The organism is Streptococcus oralis (assembly GCF_003942875.1).
GTDB classification, from domain to species: domain Bacteria; phylum Bacillota; class Bacilli; order Lactobacillales; family Streptococcaceae; genus Streptococcus; species Streptococcus oralis_BX.
Genome location: NZ_RMVK01000003.1, coordinates 1 through 18,375, shown reverse-complemented (window position 1 = coordinate 18,375; position 18,375 = coordinate 1). Strand labels below are relative to the sequence as shown.

At 40.8% G+C, this 18,375-nt stretch carries 18 protein-coding genes and 5 tRNA genes; 4 read left to right on the top strand and 19 right to left on the bottom strand.

Going from position 1 to position 18,375, the window contains the following annotated elements; genetic code table 11:
- Nucleotides 1-11 precede the first annotated feature (11 nt).
- Nucleotides 12-239, top strand: coding sequence for a hypothetical protein (locus D8844_RS03680; protein ID WP_009013703.1), 228 nt, complete (start codon nt 12-14; stop codon nt 237-239).
- Entirely contained in the window at nt 227-388 is a 162-nt protein-coding gene (locus D8844_RS10370) for a hypothetical protein (protein WP_001062367.1), read from the top strand. Before D8844_RS03680 ends, D8844_RS10370 begins: the two co-directional genes overlap by 13 nt.
- 224 nt (nt 389-612) lie before the next feature.
- Here the strand turns inward: D8844_RS10370 and D8844_RS03675 are convergent, their stop codons facing one another.
- The 14 genes from D8844_RS03675 to D8844_RS03610 all read right to left on the bottom strand — a co-directional run bounded on the left by D8844_RS03675 (nt 613) and on the right by D8844_RS03610 (nt 15,871).
- On the bottom strand, nt 613-1,413 hold the full coding sequence (locus D8844_RS03675) for an energy-coupling factor ABC transporter ATP-binding protein (RefSeq protein WP_000103853.1): 801 nt from the start codon (nt 1,411-1,413) through the stop codon (nt 613-615).
- On the bottom strand, nt 1,400-2,236 hold the full coding sequence (locus tag D8844_RS03670; RefSeq protein WP_000343048.1) for an ABC transporter ATP-binding protein: 837 nt from the start codon (nt 2,234-2,236) through the stop codon (nt 1,400-1,402). Before D8844_RS03670 ends, D8844_RS03675 begins: the two co-directional genes overlap by 14 nt.
- Nucleotides 2,212-3,003 carry an energy-coupling factor transporter transmembrane component T gene (locus D8844_RS03665; RefSeq protein WP_002881875.1) on the bottom strand — a complete coding sequence of 264 codons (792 nt, stop codon included), beginning with the start codon at nt 3,001-3,003 and terminating at the stop codon, nt 2,212-2,214. Before D8844_RS03665 ends, D8844_RS03670 begins: the two co-directional genes overlap by 25 nt.
- Nucleotides 3,003-3,605, bottom strand: a complete 603-nt coding sequence (locus D8844_RS03660; RefSeq protein WP_000846129.1) for a hypothetical protein — start codon at nt 3,603-3,605, stop codon at nt 3,003-3,005. The genes D8844_RS03665 and D8844_RS03660 overlap by 1 nt, the downstream gene beginning before the upstream one ends.
- Nucleotides 3,606-4,094: 489 nt before the next feature.
- Entirely contained in the window at nt 4,095-5,615 is a 1,521-nt protein-coding gene (locus D8844_RS03655; protein ID WP_125421987.1) for an ABC transporter permease/substrate-binding protein, read from the bottom strand.
- The gene (locus D8844_RS03650; RefSeq protein ID WP_125421984.1) at nt 5,608-6,336 is read right to left on the bottom strand and encodes an ATP-binding cassette domain-containing protein; all 729 of its coding nucleotides are present in this window, start codon (nt 6,334-6,336) and stop codon (nt 5,608-5,610) included. The genes D8844_RS03655 and D8844_RS03650 overlap by 8 nt, the downstream gene beginning before the upstream one ends.
- A 14-nt stretch (nt 6,337-6,350) precedes the next feature.
- Entirely contained in the window at nt 6,351-7,115 is a 765-nt protein-coding gene (locus D8844_RS03645) for a nuclear transport factor 2 family protein (RefSeq protein WP_125421981.1), read from the bottom strand.
- 3 nt (nt 7,116-7,118) lie between these two features.
- Complete coding sequence (locus D8844_RS03640) at nt 7,119-7,562, bottom strand: MarR family winged helix-turn-helix transcriptional regulator (protein WP_125421978.1); 444 nt, start codon at nt 7,560-7,562, stop codon at nt 7,119-7,121.
- 145 nt (nt 7,563-7,707) lie between these two features.
- Entirely contained in the window at nt 7,708-8,901 is a 1,194-nt protein-coding gene (locus D8844_RS03635; RefSeq protein WP_025170970.1) for an O-antigen ligase family protein, read from the bottom strand.
- 132 nt (nt 8,902-9,033) lie between these two features.
- Nucleotides 9,034-10,476, bottom strand: coding sequence for a sucrose phosphorylase (gtfA, locus tag D8844_RS03630; protein WP_125421975.1), 1,443 nt, complete (start codon nt 10,474-10,476; stop codon nt 9,034-9,036).
- Between the two features lie 206 nt (nt 10,477-10,682).
- On the bottom strand, nt 10,683-11,516 hold the full coding sequence (locus tag D8844_RS03625; protein ID WP_000711261.1) for a carbohydrate ABC transporter permease: 834 nt from the start codon (nt 11,514-11,516) through the stop codon (nt 10,683-10,685).
- A gap of 16 nt (nt 11,517-11,532) precedes the next feature.
- A complete protein-coding gene (locus D8844_RS03620; protein ID WP_125421972.1) occupies nt 11,533-12,405 on the bottom strand; it encodes a carbohydrate ABC transporter permease in 873 nt (290 codons plus the stop codon).
- Nucleotides 12,406-12,423: 18 nt separating this feature from the next.
- Nucleotides 12,424-13,674, bottom strand: a complete 1,251-nt coding sequence (locus tag D8844_RS03615; protein WP_125421969.1) for an extracellular solute-binding protein — start codon at nt 13,672-13,674, stop codon at nt 12,424-12,426.
- 34 nt (nt 13,675-13,708) lie between these two features.
- On the bottom strand, nt 13,709-15,871 hold the full coding sequence (locus D8844_RS03610) for an alpha-galactosidase (RefSeq protein ID WP_125421966.1): 2,163 nt from the start codon (nt 15,869-15,871) through the stop codon (nt 13,709-13,711).
- A 107-nt stretch (nt 15,872-15,978) separates the two neighbouring features.
- Between D8844_RS03610 and D8844_RS03605 the strand changes: the two genes are divergently transcribed.
- Both D8844_RS03605 and birA read left to right on the top strand, forming a co-directional pair.
- Complete coding sequence (locus tag D8844_RS03605; RefSeq protein ID WP_125421963.1) at nt 15,979-16,839, top strand: AraC family transcriptional regulator; 861 nt, start codon at nt 15,979-15,981, stop codon at nt 16,837-16,839.
- Nucleotides 16,836-17,771, top strand: a complete 936-nt coding sequence (gene birA, locus D8844_RS03600) for a bifunctional biotin--[acetyl-CoA-carboxylase] ligase/biotin operon repressor BirA (RefSeq protein ID WP_125421961.1) — start codon at nt 16,836-16,838, stop codon at nt 17,769-17,771. Before D8844_RS03605 ends, birA begins: the two co-directional genes overlap by 4 nt.
- Before the next feature lie 76 nt (nt 17,772-17,847).
- Here the strand turns inward: birA and D8844_RS03595 are convergent.
- From D8844_RS03595 to D8844_RS03575, 5 genes are all read right to left on the bottom strand, one after another.
- Nucleotides 17,848-17,935 (bottom strand) — tRNA-Ser (locus D8844_RS03595).
- Between the two features lie 6 nt (nt 17,936-17,941).
- Nucleotides 17,942-18,015 (bottom strand) — tRNA-Ile (locus tag D8844_RS03590).
- A 33-nt stretch (nt 18,016-18,048) separates the two neighbouring features.
- Nucleotides 18,049-18,119: transfer RNA gene (locus D8844_RS03585), tRNA-Gly, on the bottom strand.
- A 16-nt stretch (nt 18,120-18,135) separates the two neighbouring features.
- Nucleotides 18,136-18,208: transfer RNA gene (locus D8844_RS03580), tRNA-Phe, on the bottom strand.
- A gap of 3 nt (nt 18,209-18,211) precedes the next feature.
- Nucleotides 18,212-18,285: transfer RNA gene (locus D8844_RS03575), tRNA-Met, on the bottom strand.
- Nucleotides 18,286-18,375 lie beyond the last annotated feature (90 nt).

Here is an 18,375-nt window from a genome sequence, read left to right as displayed (position 1 = left end):
AACGATTAGCCTTGCAAGATAAAAAGTTGCTAGAAGAATACAAGGCGGAAAATGATAACATAAAAGCTCTCAAAATGTCCTCACAGGAAACAGAATTCAAACACTTAGACAATCAATATAAAGATGAAGTGAACGCTCTTAAAGAGAAGTTGGAAAATTTACAGGAACAAATCAAAGATCAAAAAAGGATAGAAGAACAAGAAAAACCAATAAAATGGTGGGGACTATGGCGAAAATAGATGATTCAGTTAAAAAGAAAGTTCCAGAATTGCGATTTAAAGGATTCACGGATGAATGGGAACAGCGTAAGTTGGGAGACGAAGTTCGAATAGTGATGGGACAGTCTCCTAATTCAGAAAATTATACTGATGATCCTAATGGGCGCTAAAAATGCGAAGACCTATGAAGACCTATTTTGTATTAGTCAAACAAAAAATCCAAAAGAAATGGTATATGATTATGACCATGAAACAAAGTAAAATCAAACCGAGTGATCTGAGGAAGCACCCGATGATCATGAAACGTTATTAAACACAAAAGTCACCCATGTGAGTTCTTGCCAGAAGCTGAAGTTAATCCTTCAACCTGGAAAACCCACAGAGGTGACTTTTTCTATACATCTCGATTTTTCTGGCAATAATCATTAACCGATAAATATGTCTGTGAATCACCCAGCGACTCCGCTATGTCCATAATCCGCGGTGGTAGTAATCCTACTCGCTGGACAAGTTCGTGATTGCTGAACAATTCCCGTGGACTGCCGGCGAAGCCAAACTTCCCGTGTTCCATAACATACACCGACTCAAACTCGGCGGCGACCCAATCCATGTCATGGGTGATGGTCACAACTTGGTGGCCCGAATCAGCCAACTGATGGAAAATTGCGGTCAACTTGCGCCGGCTTTCCCAATCAAGCGACATCATCGGCTCATCAAATAAATAAATCGCCGGATCCACTGCCAAAACTGTGGCAACGCTCAACAGCTTGCGTTCCGACAATGACAGGTCATATGGACTTTCAGCTGTTTTATCATCCAAGCCAACTCTTTTTAGAGCCGCTAAAGCCCGCCTCGTAATCGTGTCGTGGTCATCCATGACCTGCGCGACACTCCACTCCACCTCTCGTTGAACGGTCGGGTTGAAAAGCTGATCGTCAGGATTCTGAAAAGTAATCCCAACCTTCAGTAACTTTTCGACTGGTTTAAGATCATTAAAATTTTCTCCATCGATCTTAATCACACCGGTTTGTGGTGTCAGCAAACCCGTCAACAATTTGAAGAGCGTTGATTTGCCGGCACCATTTTGGCCGACAATCGCCACCATCGGATCGGCGAAGTGTTTGTCTTCAACATCCAAGCTAAAGGACCGTTCCGGATAAGTGAACGTCAGGTGACTCAGTTCAATTGTGGACATAACGAACCTCCTTCAGATCAGCGTAATTCACCGGATACCGGCCATCAGCCAAGTGCCAATCCATTTTTTGAGCAAGTTGCTGGATTGTCGGGGCTGGAATCTGCCAGTCAGCTGCCAAATGATTAAACACCTCACCCGGCCTGCCCTGGGCTACCATTTGACCCTCGTGCAGCACCCACACAACGTCGGCGACTTCGCACAAATCGTCAATTTCACTGGTGACAATGAAGACAGTCGTCTCTTTGACTTGGGCCAGCCATTGGAAAAATTGCCGGCGGCCAAGGGGATCCATCTCACTGGTCGGATCATCCATAATCAAAACAGCCGGATTAGCCACAATCGCCGTGGCAATTGCCAACCGCTGGATCTGACCACCGGAAAGGCTCTCGGGACGCAAATTCAGCTGTTCAATCAGCCCCATTTGCGTGGCAACTTCTTCGACCCGTTTTTGAATCAGTCCTTCAGCCATTCCCTGATTAATCAAGTCAAAGGCGATTTCATCGGCAACCGTGTCTGCCAACCCGCTTAGTTGGCCAGCTGGATTTTGCAGTACAACTCCATTCATGGCATTATAAACGGGCCAATTGTCAGACACTCGCTGGCCAAACATGTGCCAATCGCCCTCAATCTCAGCAGACACAATTTTGGGAATGACCCCTGCCAGCACACGGCACAAAGTCGATTTGCCGGAGTGGCTATTCCCGATAATCCCAACCACCTGGCCGGTATGAACCTCCGCGTTAATCTGACGCAGTTGTGGTTGCTCAGTACCCGGATAACGGGTGGTCAAATTTTCAATTACAATCCGTTTATCTTCGTCCATATCTTCCACCCAATCAATAAAATTGCCAATCCCGTCAGACCAATGTGCAGCGTCCGCGACAGGCGATACACGCGCTGGGAGGTTCTGACAGTCCGGTTGAGATTATCAAAACCTCTCAGTTGGAGAGAAATCGACCGCGTCATCGATTGATCCAAGGTCTTAATCACCAATGGAATTAGAACCGGCAGGACTGACTTTAATTTCTGAATCAACGTTTTTTGCGGATTGGTTCCGCGAACTTTTTGTGCCTGCTGGATTTTCCGCATATTGCGCATCATTTCCGGCAAAATATAACACACCGACATCAGAACGTAGACGGTTTTATAAGACAATCCGGACAGTTCCAAATAGGCCGCGTTTTCTGAAATACTCGTGGTCACCATAAAAAAGCCACTGGTCAAAATAATCACCAATACTCGACAACCCAGAGTGGTGGCGTAAATCAGGCCTTCTTTGTAGAACGACACCCCAAGCACAGAAAACAGCACAGTTTGATTCCGACTGTAAAATAACCCTTGGATGATCAGCATGGTGCAAATCAGAAACAGGCTGAATCCCAGCGCCTTAAAGGTGGTAGAACTCAATTTGGAAAATAACAATAGCAGTGTTGCGACAAGAATTAATCCGGCCTGAAGCAATAAATTCATACTGGCAAAGCTCAACAACGTCATGTCCAAGATGAACAAGATCTTAGTAATCGGATCGATCACCTGGTACCACTTGAGCTTGACCCGTGGCGCTCCAGAAATCAATGTTTTATCAGTCATCATTTATCATCTCTAAAGAAGTGCACCATCCGCTTCGGAAGCTGACGATAGATGAAGAATGCCAGGTAGGCCACGCAGACTTTATCCAAAATATCCAAGACAAACTCATCGGTAAATGAGGCCAGCCACACTGGTGCATGATTGGCGACCATTACCGCAAACAATGAGTCACCCCAAGCAATACCGGTCTGACCACCCCAAAAGATGACGTTGAGTGGCGTTGAAATGACAGCTGAAACGATGGCAATAATAATAGCAGAAACAAATACTCGTCGCGCTGACGAGAACCACCCATTGGCGTGCAAAACTCCGACAGCAATCCCAATTCCGATGCTGGTAATCGCATACACGGTTGAAATTGGCGATAAGGTCAGCCCATAGATCACGTTGTTGATGAAACCACTAATGGCACCGGCAACCGGCCCAGCCAACATGCTGGTAAGAAAGGTTCCCAAAGACCCCAGCCAAACGGGCAACTTTAACCCCTCCGCCAAGGCTTTGGCAACATAGTTAATCCCCACGGCAGCGGGAATCAAAGTCATGGTGGCAGCACTTAACTTAAATTTCCACATACTGGTACGATGAATCGGTTCTGTTTTCATAATCTTCTCCTTTTGTTTTTAAAGAGCCGTGTCTGGATAGACTTTCGGACGCAACGCTCTATTATATATCTACTGAACTGTCTATACACAAGATTTCCATCCTTAGTCGACATGAGCTGGAAATCTTTATTTGTTAAGTAGTTCACAACACATTATACACCTATTTTGTGAATAGTCAAGTGTATTTACAGTGAAAATCTAGAAAATCCTGAAAATTTCCTCTTATACTCTTCGAAAATCAAATTCAAACTACGTCAGCGTCGCCTTACCGTATATATGTTACTGACTTCGTCAGTTCTATCTACAACCTCAAAGCTGTACTTTGAGCAGCCTGCGGCTAGCTTTCTAGTTTGCTCTTTGATTTTCATTGAGTATTATTTTCCATTTTGAAAGACATTCAGTAACTCTAATATCAAAAAAGCCCAGACGACATTGTCTGAGCATTCTTTTCTATAGTCGTTTAAGCAAGTTGAGTTTGACATTTTCAAACTATTTCTTCAACAAACCTTGTTCTTGTAAAAACTCCTTGGCTACTTGTTCTGCTGACTTGCCTTCAATACCGACTTGGTAGTTGAGCTGGCTCATCTGACTTTCAGTAATTTTACCAGCCAATTTATTGAGAACTGTCTCCAACTCAGGATGTTTCTTAAGAAGAGCTTCTTTCATGAGTGGCGCTCCTTGATAAGGTGGGAAGAGTTGCTTGTCATCTTCCAAGACCTGTAAATCATAACGCGCCAATTCTGCATCCGTCGAATAGGCATCCGTGATTTGAATATCGCCTGACTGAATTGCCTGGTAGCGAAGGGCTGGCTCCATGGTCGCTACGTTGAGATTGAGACCATACATTGATTGCAAGCCCTTATTGCCATCTTCTCGATCATTAAATTCGAGTGTAAAACCTGCCTTCAGCTGCCCTTCCACTTTTTTCAAGTCCGAAATGGTCTTCAAGCCATATTCTTCAGCAATCTTTTTCGGAACAGCTACAGCGTAGGTATTTTGATAAGACATAGGTTTTAGATAGGCTAGATGATCCTGTTTGGCAATGCCATCACGCGCCACCTGATAAACCTGATCTGGCTCATGACCTACCTTGGGTGATGGCTGAAGCAAACTTTCAGTCACCGTACCAGTAAATTCAGGATAGATATCAATGTCCCCTTTTTTCAGAGCTTCATAGAGGAAGCTTGTTTTCCCAAAATTCGGCTTAACAGTCGCAGTCATACTGGTATTTTCTTCAATCAGCAACTTATACATATTTGCCAAAATTTCTGGTTCAGGTCCCAATTTCCCAGCAATCACCAAGTTTTCTTTCTCTTTTTGAGCTAAGAGGGCTGGACTATAAGACAGACCGAGCAATATGGTCACCAAGGCAAAACCAGAGAAAATCGTCCGCAATTTTGCTTTTTCCATCACTTTTAGTAGGAAGTTAAAGGCAATGGCAAGCACTGCTGAAGAAAGGGCCCCAATCAAAATCAGACTGGTATTATTGCGGTCAATTCCCAAAAGGATAAAGGAACCCAGTCCCCCTGCCCCAATCAAGGCAGCCAAGGTTGCCGTACCGATAATCAAAACCGCTGCCGTCCGAATACCAGACATAATGACCGGCATGGCAAGTGGAATTTCAAACTTCTTGAGACGCTCCCATCTAGTCATCCCAAAGGCAATCCCAGCTTCTTGCAGACTTGGATCAATTCCCTTCAGCCCAGTGATGGTATTTTGCAAAATTGGAAAAATCGCATAAATCACTAGAGCCGTCAAAGCAGGCAAGGTTCCAATTCCCATCAAGGGGATAAAGAGTCCCAACAAGGCCAGAGACGGGATAGTCTGGAAAATTCCTGCAATCTGCAAGACCCAGTCCGCCAACTTCTCATGATAGCGAAGATAAACAGCCAAAGGAATCGCTATAAAAATAGCTAGTAACAAAGTCAAAAGCGACAACTGCAAATGTTGAGATAGAGCTGTTACCCAGTCACCAAAACGATCCTGAAAAGTTGATATCAAATTAGTCATGAACACTACCTCCAAACAAGTCTGCTACAAAGTCCGTTGCAGGGGCCTTTAAAATCGTCTCAGGATTCGCCACCTGACGAATCTCTCCATCCTGCAAAACAGCAATACGGTCACCTAATTTCAAAGCTTCATCCGTATCATGGGTCACAAAAATCGTTGTCATCCCAAATTCTTTATGCAATTCTTTCGTCAAAACCTGCAACTGTTTTCTCGAAATAGCATCCAAGGCTGAAAAGGGCTCATCCATGAGGAGAATCTTAGGCTGACCAATCATGGCACGGACAATGCCCACCCGCTGCTGTTCTCCACCAGATAGTTCACTAGGAAGACGATTCCCATACTCAGCTACTGGTAAACCAACCTTAGCCAAAAGCTCTTCTGTTTTCTTCGCAATGTCTTCCTTAGTCCAGCCCTTCATCTCAGGAATGAGAGCAATATTTTCCGCAACCGTTAGATTAGGAAACAGAGCGATAGCCTGTAAAACATAACCAGTAGAAAGACGAAGCTCCCGCTCATCATAGTCTTTGATGCGCTTGCCATCCATGTAAATATTTCCATCAGTCGGTTCCAAAAGACGATTAATGATCTTGATCATGGTCGTCTTACCAGATCCAGAAGGACCCACTAAAACCATGAACTCTCCATTCTCAATCCGTAAATTGACATCTCTCAAAACATCTTTTTCTGTATAGCGTAGCGCTACATTTTTGTATTCAATCATTCTTTGTCCTCTATTTAAAACTTTCCTCGATTCGTCAAGTCGTCTACCTTAGGCATGACTTCCTTATTATCCCAATGCTCCACAATCAAGCCATTCTCCAAACGGAAGATGTCATACTCAGCATAAGGCACCCCATCTATCTGAGTCTGTCCATAGCTGACCACATAATTTCCTTGTCCCAAAAGTTGGAAAACAAAGTCAAAAGTGACACCATGTTCAGCCACATAGTTTTTATAAGAAGCACTTCCTTGTCTAATCTCATGATTATGCTGAATCAAATCTTCTGCCACATAATCATTCCACTGCTCTAGTTCGCCGTTTTGAAAGATTTCTGTCAAGAAACGGCGAACCAATTTTTTATTTTCTGCTGTCTTATCCAAATCTGTGATTTCAAAATCTCCAAAGATCTGGTCTAACTGTCCATTTTCTGGAGCGCGATAGTAGTCAATGACATCCCAATGCTCCACGATACGCCCATTCTCATCCGCACGGAAAGTATCCGTTGTCACCCATTGAGCTCCCCCGCCATTGAGATATTGATGAACATGAACAAAGACCAGATTGCCATCCTCAATAGTACGGACAATCTTGATCTCACGCTCGGGATAACGCTCAAAGAAATTTGCAAAGAAAGCCGCAAACCCTTCTTTCCCATCTGGCACGCCTGTCGAGTGTTGAATGTAGGTATCTCCAACGGACTGAGCTTGAGTCTCAGCAACTCGCCCGTCTTGAATAGCATGAATATATAGATTTCGTGCATTTTCAACTTGTTTTGACATATTTTATTCCTCATTTGCTTTCTCTTTCAGATTGTCCAAAATGCGTTCCTGATAACTTTCAAATTGGCGAATTTCTTCCTCAGAGAATCCTTTATAAAAAATAGCATCCAACTTTTGACTGATGCGATGGCCCACTTCTTTCTGGGACCAACCTTGCTCCGTTAGCTTGACATATTTCTTTCTCTTATCTATTCCACATGGGCTAATGATGACCAGGTTTTGCTCCTCAAGATTCTTTATCATGGTTGTGAGCGTATTGTTAGCGAGACCAGTCGCTAGCGCAATATCTGTCGCAGTTGCACAGCCAGTTTCACTATTCCATAAAACCGTGAGAATCTTGCCCTGTTCACTCCGATAAAGAGCCTCAGGATCCTGACTCAGTAACTTTTGAAAAATCCTCCCATTCAACAAACGAATATGATGAGCTACCAAATGACTATCCTTCATGATCCCTCCAATTTATTTCGATATCGAATTATATTCCATTGTAATACTTATCGTTCCATCTGTCAACTATTTCGATTTAGAAATAATTTCCACCAACAAAAAAAGATCTCCTACCTAAAGTAGAAGATCTTCACTATTTATTAACTTAATCTGTCATTTCGGACACCAGTGTTCGATGTTCCAGTGGCAGACTGCACATAACCAGCAAGAAGATAAATCCTGACTGTACCCAGAAGAGAGCCAAGTCAAAAATTCCATGTACAGCGACTACTGTAAGGAAGGAGAGATAAAGACCGATAATTGGTCGTTTCCCAGACTCCTGACTCATATCCATCATCATGTGAACCGGAATTACCGAAGAAATGGATAGGAGAATGGTTCCAATCAAACCATAACTTAAAATAGTATCGATGTAAAGACTATGCGCGTGTTCGTGGTAAGGTGCATGGATTCTCGGGAAAGAATTCATATAGGTCAGCGGACCCTCACCCCAGATCGGATTTTGCTTGAACAAAGTCATACCCGCATTCCAAATTGAAACACGCTCCTCCATTGAAGAATCTAGCGTTCCCATACGGACACCCAAATCGCTTGAGAAGAGGAAACAAAGGCCAATCCCGAAAACTCCAATACTGAGCCAGAAGGCACGCCAGTTTTTAATGGTTGTAAAGAGATAAATGATTGCACCAGCGATGATGGCAGGAAAGGCTGTTCTATTTTGCGTAAAATTCAAACCAAATAGATTCACAAAACCTGCTAGCACACAAAAGACTTTCAACCATCTTAGCTTCGTCGTTGTAAAGAGATAAAAGGCAATCATGATACAGAAGCAACAAATGATCCCATAGTAGTTAGGATTAAAGAAGGTCACCTCTGCACGGTTTTGGTGCCATACTTGCATATTGGGCGAAAGAAAGGCGTAGTTAAATTTCTTTACAATTTGGAAATGCTCCAAAGTAGCAAAAACAGCAGAGAGCACACTACCAAACAAGATTGTCTGCAGAATCAGTCGAAAGAAAGCATGCGTCAGACGTTTCTGATAAAAACTAAAGAAAATGAGGAAGAGAAACATCAGTAAAGATGCAACCAATCCAAGCCAGTTCTTGGCGACGATGGAGATGATACTACTGTAGGCAATAAAAAAGAGAAGTACAGGATGTTTTGCCAATCCTTTGATTATTCCCTTCATCTCCCCAGTAACAAGTAAACCTATCAAATATAAAGCAAAGAGCGCTAAGAATAAATAAAAAGGTAAAAAGATACTTATGATCATCAGATACAAAAAGAAATCTTTTTTCGAAAGCCCTCTTATCTTATCCAGTAATCCAATTGATTTCAAAACGGATCCTTTCTGTTCTGGATTTCTCCAGAAGATAAATGCTAAACTATCTTTATATTTTACCATTTTTTCCGTCATTTGGGAACAATGAACACGTTTTCGCCACAAAAAAACTCTTTCATTAATATAGCATTAGAACTGAATTTTTCTGCCATTTTCCACTACTTGATAGGTCTGACTTTGCAAATCAATTTCTGCTACTGCTGTTACGGACTTGTCTTTATTTTGGCGTTTGATTACAATGCTGTGAGATGTTGGTGTTTCAATGTCAATAGTCCCTTCTAGGTCAAAGGCCTCTGATTGATTACGGAAAGAAAATAGATTGAGAAGAGACTTCACCACAGGACGTTGAACTTCTTCTGCTATTTCCTCCTTGCTATAGTAATGACGATTAATGTTTCGACCTTCTTTGGTTTCTTCTAACAATTTCAAGTCATTTTTTCCTGCTAATAGACCCACATAGTAAACCTGAGGAATGCCTGGAGCAAAAGCTTGAATCAGACGAGCGAAGAAGTACTTGACATCATCATCTCCAAGCGCTGAATAGTAGGTTGAATTGATTTGGTAGATATCTAGATTGTTATACTCTGCACTGGAGTACTTCCGTTTGACATTCGCTCCTACCTTATAGAGCTCATTTGAAGCATAGTCAATTTCCTCATCGGTCAGGATATCCTTGACATCCACCACTCCAATCCCATCATGAGTATCTAGTGTCGTAAATTGCTTCATCGGGCTCATCTTTAACCACTTAGCCAAACGCTCTGTTCTAGAACTGTAAAGAGTATAAAGGGTCACCATTGGAAGGGCAAAATCGTAAACATAGTAATCATGGTCCGCTATTTTAAACTGAATCGAATAGTGTTCATGAATCTCAGGTAAGAGCTCTGTCCCATACTCAGCTACTATATCTCGAACTTTGTCCAATAAATCCCAGATATCTGGTTCCACAAAGAAATCATTGGTATCCAATTTCTTCACTGCATAAGCAAAGGCATCTAGACGAATCAAATCACACCCGTTACTTGCTAAATGTTGAATCGTCTTACGGATAAATGCCATCGTTACTTCTTTGGTCACATCAAGATCAATCTGCTCCTCACCAAAGGTATTCCACAAATGTTCTACTGAACCATCTGCAAAAAGAATTTCTTGCTTTGGTGCACGATCCTTACGCTTGTAGATTAAATCTACATCAGCCTGTGTCGGACGGTTCTCTGGCCAAAACTTATCCCAGTTTAGAAAGAGATCTTTAAATTCACTGGCTTCATGTTTTTCTTGATAGTCCCTATAATACTTAGATTGGCGAGAAATATGATTAATCATAAAGTCAAACATAAGATAATATTTCTCACCTAAACGCTTAACGTCCTCCCAATCACCAAAAGCCGAATCCACTTCATCATAGTCAATTGGCGCAAATCCACGATCACCTGTTGATGGGAAAAATGGTAGAAGGTGAACTCCTCCAATAGCATCACCAAAATGCTCTTCCAAATTCTCATACAGGTCTTTAAGGTTATTTCCAAGACTATCTGAGTAAGTAATCAACATAGTTTTATTTTGAATGGTCATAGATGTTCCCCTTTTTCTGATGAAAGCCAAGTCTTATATGACCTGGCTTCGTAAATGAAAGATATTTTTAGATTTTTGTCCACATTGAACTCGTACTAATATAGACTGCAAGCAATTAAGTACTACTTTCTTGTTTTCTACATAGAATTGTCAATAAGCTGAACCGTTCGTCTATGTATGGAATTATACATTCCCTAAGCACTTTCTTACTTCACTGCTCCGTTACTCATTCCTGAAATGATATGTTTTTGGAAGATGAGGTAGACAATGGTTATCGTTACAATTCCCACAATATAAGATGCAAAACTTGGACCATAGTCATTGAAGTACTGACCTTGGTAGTTGTATTGGAAGAGAGGTAAAGTCCACATCTTGGAATCCTTATTCAGAATCAAGAGTGGCAACATAAAGTCATTCCAGAACCAGAGAGCATTGATAATCAAAGTTGTCGCATGCATGGGCTTCAGCATTGGAAAAATGATTCGACGATAAGTTGTAAAACGATCAGCCCCATCAATTTCTGCAGCTTCATCTAAACTATCTGGTATACTGATTTTAATATAACCAACATACAAGAAGAGAGTCTGTGGAATAGCATAAGTTAGGTAGAGTATTACTAGCCCCCACATATTTGCTAGACCGAGTTTACTCATCATAACTGTGATGGGAATCATAATCACCTGAAATGGAACAAATATCCCTAAGATCAAGAGCGAATACATAATTGCAAAGGCTTTTTTCTTGGACATATTTCGAGCAATGGAATAAGCTGCAGCTGGTATAAAGAAAGCTACTACAATCAATGATAACACCGTAATAACAGCTGAATTCCAGAAATAGCCTCCAATTCCATCCGAAATTAATCGTTCATAATTACTTAAGGTAAAAGGATTGGGCAAACTAAAGAAATGATTCATGATATCCTTAGTTATTTTGAAAGAACTAAATACTGTTACCAATAAAGGAACAAGTATAAGGATACCACCTACTATCAAGAGGACATATTTCCAAAACTGATTCAATTTTTCTTCTTTTTTCATGTGTAGGACTCCTCTATTAGATTTCAAATTTCTTTGATAGTTTGATTTGGATAAGAGAAACAATTCCAATGATTAAGAATAAAATCAAGGCAATTGCATTCGCATATCCATATTGATTGCTCTTGAAAGCATAGTTATAGACTAAAAGTCCAAGAGATGTTGTAGCATTATTTGGACCACCACTTGTCAAGGCAAAAATCTGGTCAAAAGCTGTCAAACCGGACTTAAGAGCCAGAATAAAAACCATAGAAATCATTGGAAGCAAATAGGGTAATTCAATCTTCCAAAAAGTTTGTTTACTTGTTGCACCATCAATTGATGCAGCCTCTAAAATATCAGATGGAATACTCTGAAGACCAGCAAGAAAGAGAATAATTGGCATTGCTACTCCTTGCCATAGAAGAACAAAAATAGTTGCCACTACCGCTCCGACAGGTGTTCCTAATAGACTCTCTTGTAAAAAACCAATCCCTAAAATTCTTCCAATCGTTGGAAGACCATAGTTGAAAAATTGTTTAAAAATCAAGGAAACTGTCAAACCAGACAAAACAGCCGGGAAAAAGAACCAAGCTCTAAAGAAGGTCTGACCCTTCATCTTAGAATTTAAGGCTCGTGCCACAACCATCCCAATCGTAATCTCTCCAATAATCAATGCCAGAGTTAAAATCAAAGTAAAGGCTATGGCTGTGAAGAATTTCCCATCAATCATCAGCAATTTGTAGTTATTTAAACCAACAAATTTATAATTATAGGTCAATCCAGTCCAGTTCGTCAAACTATAGAAAGCACCTTGCACCATCGGAAAGTAAAAGAAGATAGCTTGTAAAGTAAGCGGGATAAGCAAAAATGTCCAACCCCAGTATTTATTTAAAAATTTTCGAATAGCCATATCATCTTAACTCCTATTCTAGTCCAAATCTGCCTTCATTGGATTAAAGAAAGCATTGAGATTGTTTGCCATATTTTTCAGATTTTTATCCATCAAGTAACCTGCACTTAAATTAAAAAAGTCTTCTTCAGAATTCCAGTGTTGGCCCAACCAAACATAATGCTTATCCGTAAATGCCAGTTTAGAAATCTCTGCAAGTGCTGAATCTTCTTTTTCTTGTATGCCTTTTACAGCAACTGGCGATCCATCTACATCATAATATGACTGCATAGCTTTTGGACTAGTCATATAGCTGATAAATTCTTCGGTTTCTTTCGGATGTTTGGTAGTAGCTGAAGTTGATAATGCCATGTCCCCTGCACCAACAGTAACTTCTTTTCCTACTTCTTCTCCAGGAAAAGCAAACATCCCCACCTCAAATTTTGGATCCTGTTGATTAATTGCGGCTAATGCCCATGATCCTTGTGGCATCATCAAGGCTTTTCCACTCGAAAATGCTACCACCGCATCATTATAAGAGGCACCACGCCAACCATCTTGAGCATTATCTGCTAATAAATCGAGTCGTTCTGCATCTGCTTTTAAAATAGCATCATCTGCAGAGATGGCGTTTGGTTTTGAAAAGCGAAGGTAATTATTAGCCGCGTCTCCACTACCCGTAAGAGTAATGAGAGAAAGTTGGTGGTAACCATTTAATGTCCAGCCTTCATTTCCTGCAACTGCAAACGGAGAATTCCCACTATCTTTTATCTTTTTAACAATCTCTTGAAACTCTTTAAAAGTCTTCGGTTCCTCAAGTCCTAATTCTTTAAACTTTGTTTTATTGTAATAGATTCCATAAAGGTTGGCCGTTAAAGGCACACTATAAACTTTATTATTAATCGCATACTTTTCGGCATAGTCATTCTTGATGTTCTCAAGATAGGGTTTTCCTGTCATATCTGCAAAATAACCTACCTTCGCCCACTCCTGAAAATCCATATTTTGAGGATAGATATTAATAATATCTGGAACATCTCCTGATAAAATCCGAGTCTTTAGCACAATTCCAGCTGAAGGTACTGTAGTCAGCTTCACATCAATATTAGGGTGTTCCTTCTCAAAATCATCCACTATCTTTTGCAAGGTATCTGCCATCTCGGTCTTCTGGTTAAAAAACTCAATCGTTACCTTGCCATCAGTTGATTGATTGTTCTGACCACAAGCCACTAGGCCTAGTAAACTTGCCCCAGCTACTAAAAGAAAACCTGCTTTCTTATACCATTTCATTGGAATGCCTCCTTGATAAATTTATACGCTTTTATTATAGTCTTTTGAATTTATACTGTCTACTCAAAAAATCTCCTGGTGATAGGGTAACAGTTAAACCTGCATACATGAGCTCTGCACCCGAGTAAACAATGTTTGTCCCTTCCAGCTCATAAAGCCCTTCCACTTCTAAGTCTTTCAGTTTCAAGGTGGTTTCCATTGTTTCCACAACTGATAAGACTCGGACATAGGTTACAATCGTTTGATCTTCATAGTTAAATTGAACTGCTGCTTCATTGGATTCAGCATCGGGATTGATTAACCTATACTGGTTTCCCAACTGGACTACTGGTCGCAATTCTTTATACAAGTTCACCTGATTAGCAATCTCAGCCTTCTCTTCATCTGATAAACTTGTCAAATCAAGCTCATAGCCCAGATTTCCCATCATTGCCACATGACCGCGAGTTTCCAATTGTGTCATTCGTCCCATCTGATGATTTGGTACTGCTGACACATGAGCCCCCATAGAAATGGTTGGATAGAGATAGGATGAACCGTATTGAATTGGTAAACGTGCAATTGCATCAGTATTATCACTAGCCCAGACTTGTGGGAAATAACGCATCATACCAAGATCATTTCTGCCACCGCCACCAGAGCAGGACTCAAAGAGAATATGACTATGTTTCTCTGTCAGATAAGAAACGAGTTCGTAAAGCCCCAGCATGTACTGATGAGACTGCATCTGGGTTTCCAGATAAACTGAACCATTCCCCAGATTAGTGATATTGCGGTTCATATCCCATTTGATGTAGTCAATTTTATGATGAGAGAGGAGTTCATCTAAAACATTTTTCAAATATTCTACTACCTGAGGATTGGCAAGATTAAGTACTAATTGATTTCGAGAGTAAGTATGCTCATAACCTGGAACCTGAATAGCCCAGTCAGGATGTTTACGATACAAGTCGCTATCAACAGAAATCATCTCAGGTTCTAACCAAAGCCCAAACTGCAAATCTCTTTCATGGATCGCTGAAATCAGACTTTCTAGGCTTCCACCCAGTTTTTTCTCATTCACAACCCAATCACCTAAAGCACGATTATCATCAAAGCGATTACCAAACCACCCATCATCTAATACAAAAAGTTCTATTCCAACTTTCTTAGCCTCATCAGCTAGTTCTAACAGTTTTTCTCTCTGAAAGTCAAAGTAGGTAGCTTCCCAGTTATTGATAAGAATTGGACGCTCTTTTTTAGAAAATTTACTTGGCATAATGTGCTTAAGTACAAAATTCTGACTTTCATGACTAATACCAGTTAATCCCTTATCTGAATAAGTCACAAAAGCTAACGGTGTTTCAAAATTTTCCTCAGGATCTAACTTCCAAGAAAAATTTTCTGGATTAATTCCAATAGCCACCCGAACTTCATTCAGTTGATTCTTTTGGACAAAAGCTTCGAAATTTCCACTATACAGTAGTTGCAGAGCAAACACATTCCCAGTGTCCTCTGTAACTCCTTGATCACATAATAGAAGGGCTGGTGTTTGAGCATGCCCAGAAGCTCCACGGTTCGAACTAATCGAAAAGATTCCTTGCTCTACCTGTTGACGTCGGACAGTCTTTTCACGAGCATAAGCTCCCTGCAGAGTTACTATTTCGTAAGCTGCAGCAGGAAAATCAGCCATAAAAGAAAAGTCCTTATGAATGACAACTTCCTGATTACTATTATTCTCTAATTTACTGTAGCTAGCAATTGTCGCATCATTATTAAAAGCAGTATAATACAAAGTCAGACTAAGTTGAGCCTTAGGATCTTCTAAAATCAAGGCAAGAGTTTCTGTAGCATCCATGCTATGTGGAGAAGGTAAACCCTTTGGCCCATTCTGACCTTTTAAAATCTTTGCTTCTACAAATCGAAAGTCTGTTACTTCAGTTGCATCATGTTGAATCTGTAAAGTTGGTTTTCTAAAGTCACCCAAACCATGTTGTCCAAAAATCTGACGTTGCGTATCCAAACTAAAGGTTCGATTAGTAGCTATGGGATTACCAGAAAAAGCATGATCGCGTTCGTAAACACTATTAGCCCCTCTATAGTTCTTAATAGTCTTTCCTAAATGTTTTAATAATAAGAACCCATCCCTATTTTCAATAATCAAGCTTAAACCTTTACTCTCAACGTAAAATAGATTATTCTCTATTCGAACTCCCATAAATTGTACCTCATCCATTTCTTGATAAAATTTTATCACATAAAAGCGCTTTCTAAAATAGAGAAATGTATACAAAGTATGGTAAAATGTTAGGTAGGAGGTGGCCCATGCTCGTTTTTTCAGAATACCAGACTGGAACAATTGATCTTTCTCTTAGCTTCTACGGTTATGAAGAATGCAGGCCTAACTACTCTTTTGGCCCAGCTATTCGAGATACCTATGTACTACATTATATTACTAAAGGAAAAGGTCAATTCCATTATAAGGGGAAAATTGTTGATTTAAAGGCAGGAGATTTCTTTTTACTAAAACCAGATGAATTAACATTCTATCAAGCAGATAGCCAGGATCCTTGGGCTTACTACTGGTTGGGGATCACTGGAGGGAGGGCACCTGACTACTTTGCTCTATCTCAAATTTCTGACCAATCCTACCTCATCCAGTCAAATAACTGTCATACACAGACAACTGCAAAACTCATCTCAGATATTGTCCGCTTTGCTCAGATTACAAAATCTAATGAATTGGCTCAACTCCACATCATGGGACAACTCCATGAACTAATGTTTCATCTCGGAACGATTGCTCCCAATCAGAAAAAAGAGAATATTTCATCAACTCACCAGCTCTATCTTGACTGCAAACAATTAATTGATAGTCACTATCCACGATCGCTCACCATTCAAGATTTAGCAAAAGAGCTATCGGTTCATAGAAGTTACTTAACTAGTGTGTTTAAAGAATTTCACCAACTCTCTCCAAAAGAGTATTTACTTTTCGTTCGAATGAACCGTGCTCAACAGTTACTAGAACACACAAATGAAACGATCAAAGTCATTGCATATTCTGTAGGTTTTTCAGACCCACTACATTTCTCAAAAGCCTACAAACAGTTTTTTCATAAAACACCTAGTCAAACTCGAAAAGAATACTCTCACTCCCTCTTAGCTAGAAAGGAAAATCAATGAAATCACACCAACTAGTCTACCAAATATTAGCTAGAGAAAACGATTATGTTAGCGGAGAAAAAATCGGAGAAGAACTGAATTTAAGCCGTACATCCATATGGAAAGCGATCCAACGTCTTCAACAAGAAGGCCTAGAAATTGACAGTATCAAAAATAGAGGCTATAAGCTTATTCAAGGCGATCTGATATTGCCTGATTTGATTCAGGAGAACACCAACTTAACCATTCGCTACAAACCTGAGACCAAATCAACCCAAACAGATGCAAAAGAAGGGATTGAAGCTGGAAACAAAGGAAATACACTCTATCTTTCAACCTGTCAAACAGCAGGTCGTGGCCGCTTTCAGCGCCGCTACTATTCTCCATCTCAGGGGGGGATCTATATGTCCCTGCATGTTCAACCCAATCTTCCTTATGAAAAACTCCCTTCCTATACTCTCCTTGTAGCTGCTGCAGTCTACAAAGCCATTAAAAACCTAACTATGATAGAAGTAGATATCAAATGGGTAAATGACATCTACTTTAAAAATAAAAAGATAGCAGGTATCCTCACTGAAGCGATGACATCAGTTGAGACATGCTTGGTTACAGACGTCATTATCGGACTTGGTATAAATTTTTCTATAGCAGACTTCCCAGAAGACCTAAAAGAAAAAGCAGGCAGCCTATTTATGCCACCTGCACCAATTAGTCGTAATGAGCTCATCAGCGAAATATGGAATTGTTTCTACAATACGGATTCAGATGAGCTACTTTATATCTATAAAGAAAGATCAATCGTTCTTGGAAAAGAAGTTACTTTCCAGCTAGACGGAAAATTTGAGAAAGGTCTTGCAAAAGAAATCTCAGAATCCGGCCAACTACAAGTCGAATTTGAAGATAAACATACTATCTGGCTAAATAGCGGAGAAATATCACTAACGGGTTGGTAATAAACAAATCCCCCTTTTAATGATTTAGAAGGGGGATTTACATACAAAAAAAGAGCCTAACAGCTCTCTTAACGTACGGAGAATGGGGGATTCGAACCCCCGCGCCGGTTACCCGACCTAACGATTTAGCAAACCGTCCTCTTCAGCCTCTTGAGTAATTCTCCTATTAATGGGCACGAGTGGACTCGAACCACCGACCTCACGCTTATCAGGCGTGCGCTCTAACCACCTGAGCTACGCGCCCAAGTTCAAAAACTTGGTATGAACTTTCGTTCAAAGCGGGTGACGAGAATCGAACTCGCGACAACAGCTTGGAAGGCTGTAGTTTTACCACTAAACTACACCCGCTTAATAAAATAAAATATGGCGCGAGACGGAATCGAACCGCCGACACATGGAGCTTCAATCCATTGCTCTACCAACTGAGCTACCGAGCCAAATTGCGGGAGCAGGATTTGAACCTACGACCTTCGGGTTATGAGCCCGACGAGCTACCGAGCTGCTCCATCCCGCGTTAATATAAAAAGGAGGATGTGGGATTCGAACCCACGCACGCTTTTACACGCCTGACGGTTTTCAAGACCGTTCCCTTCAGCCGGACTTT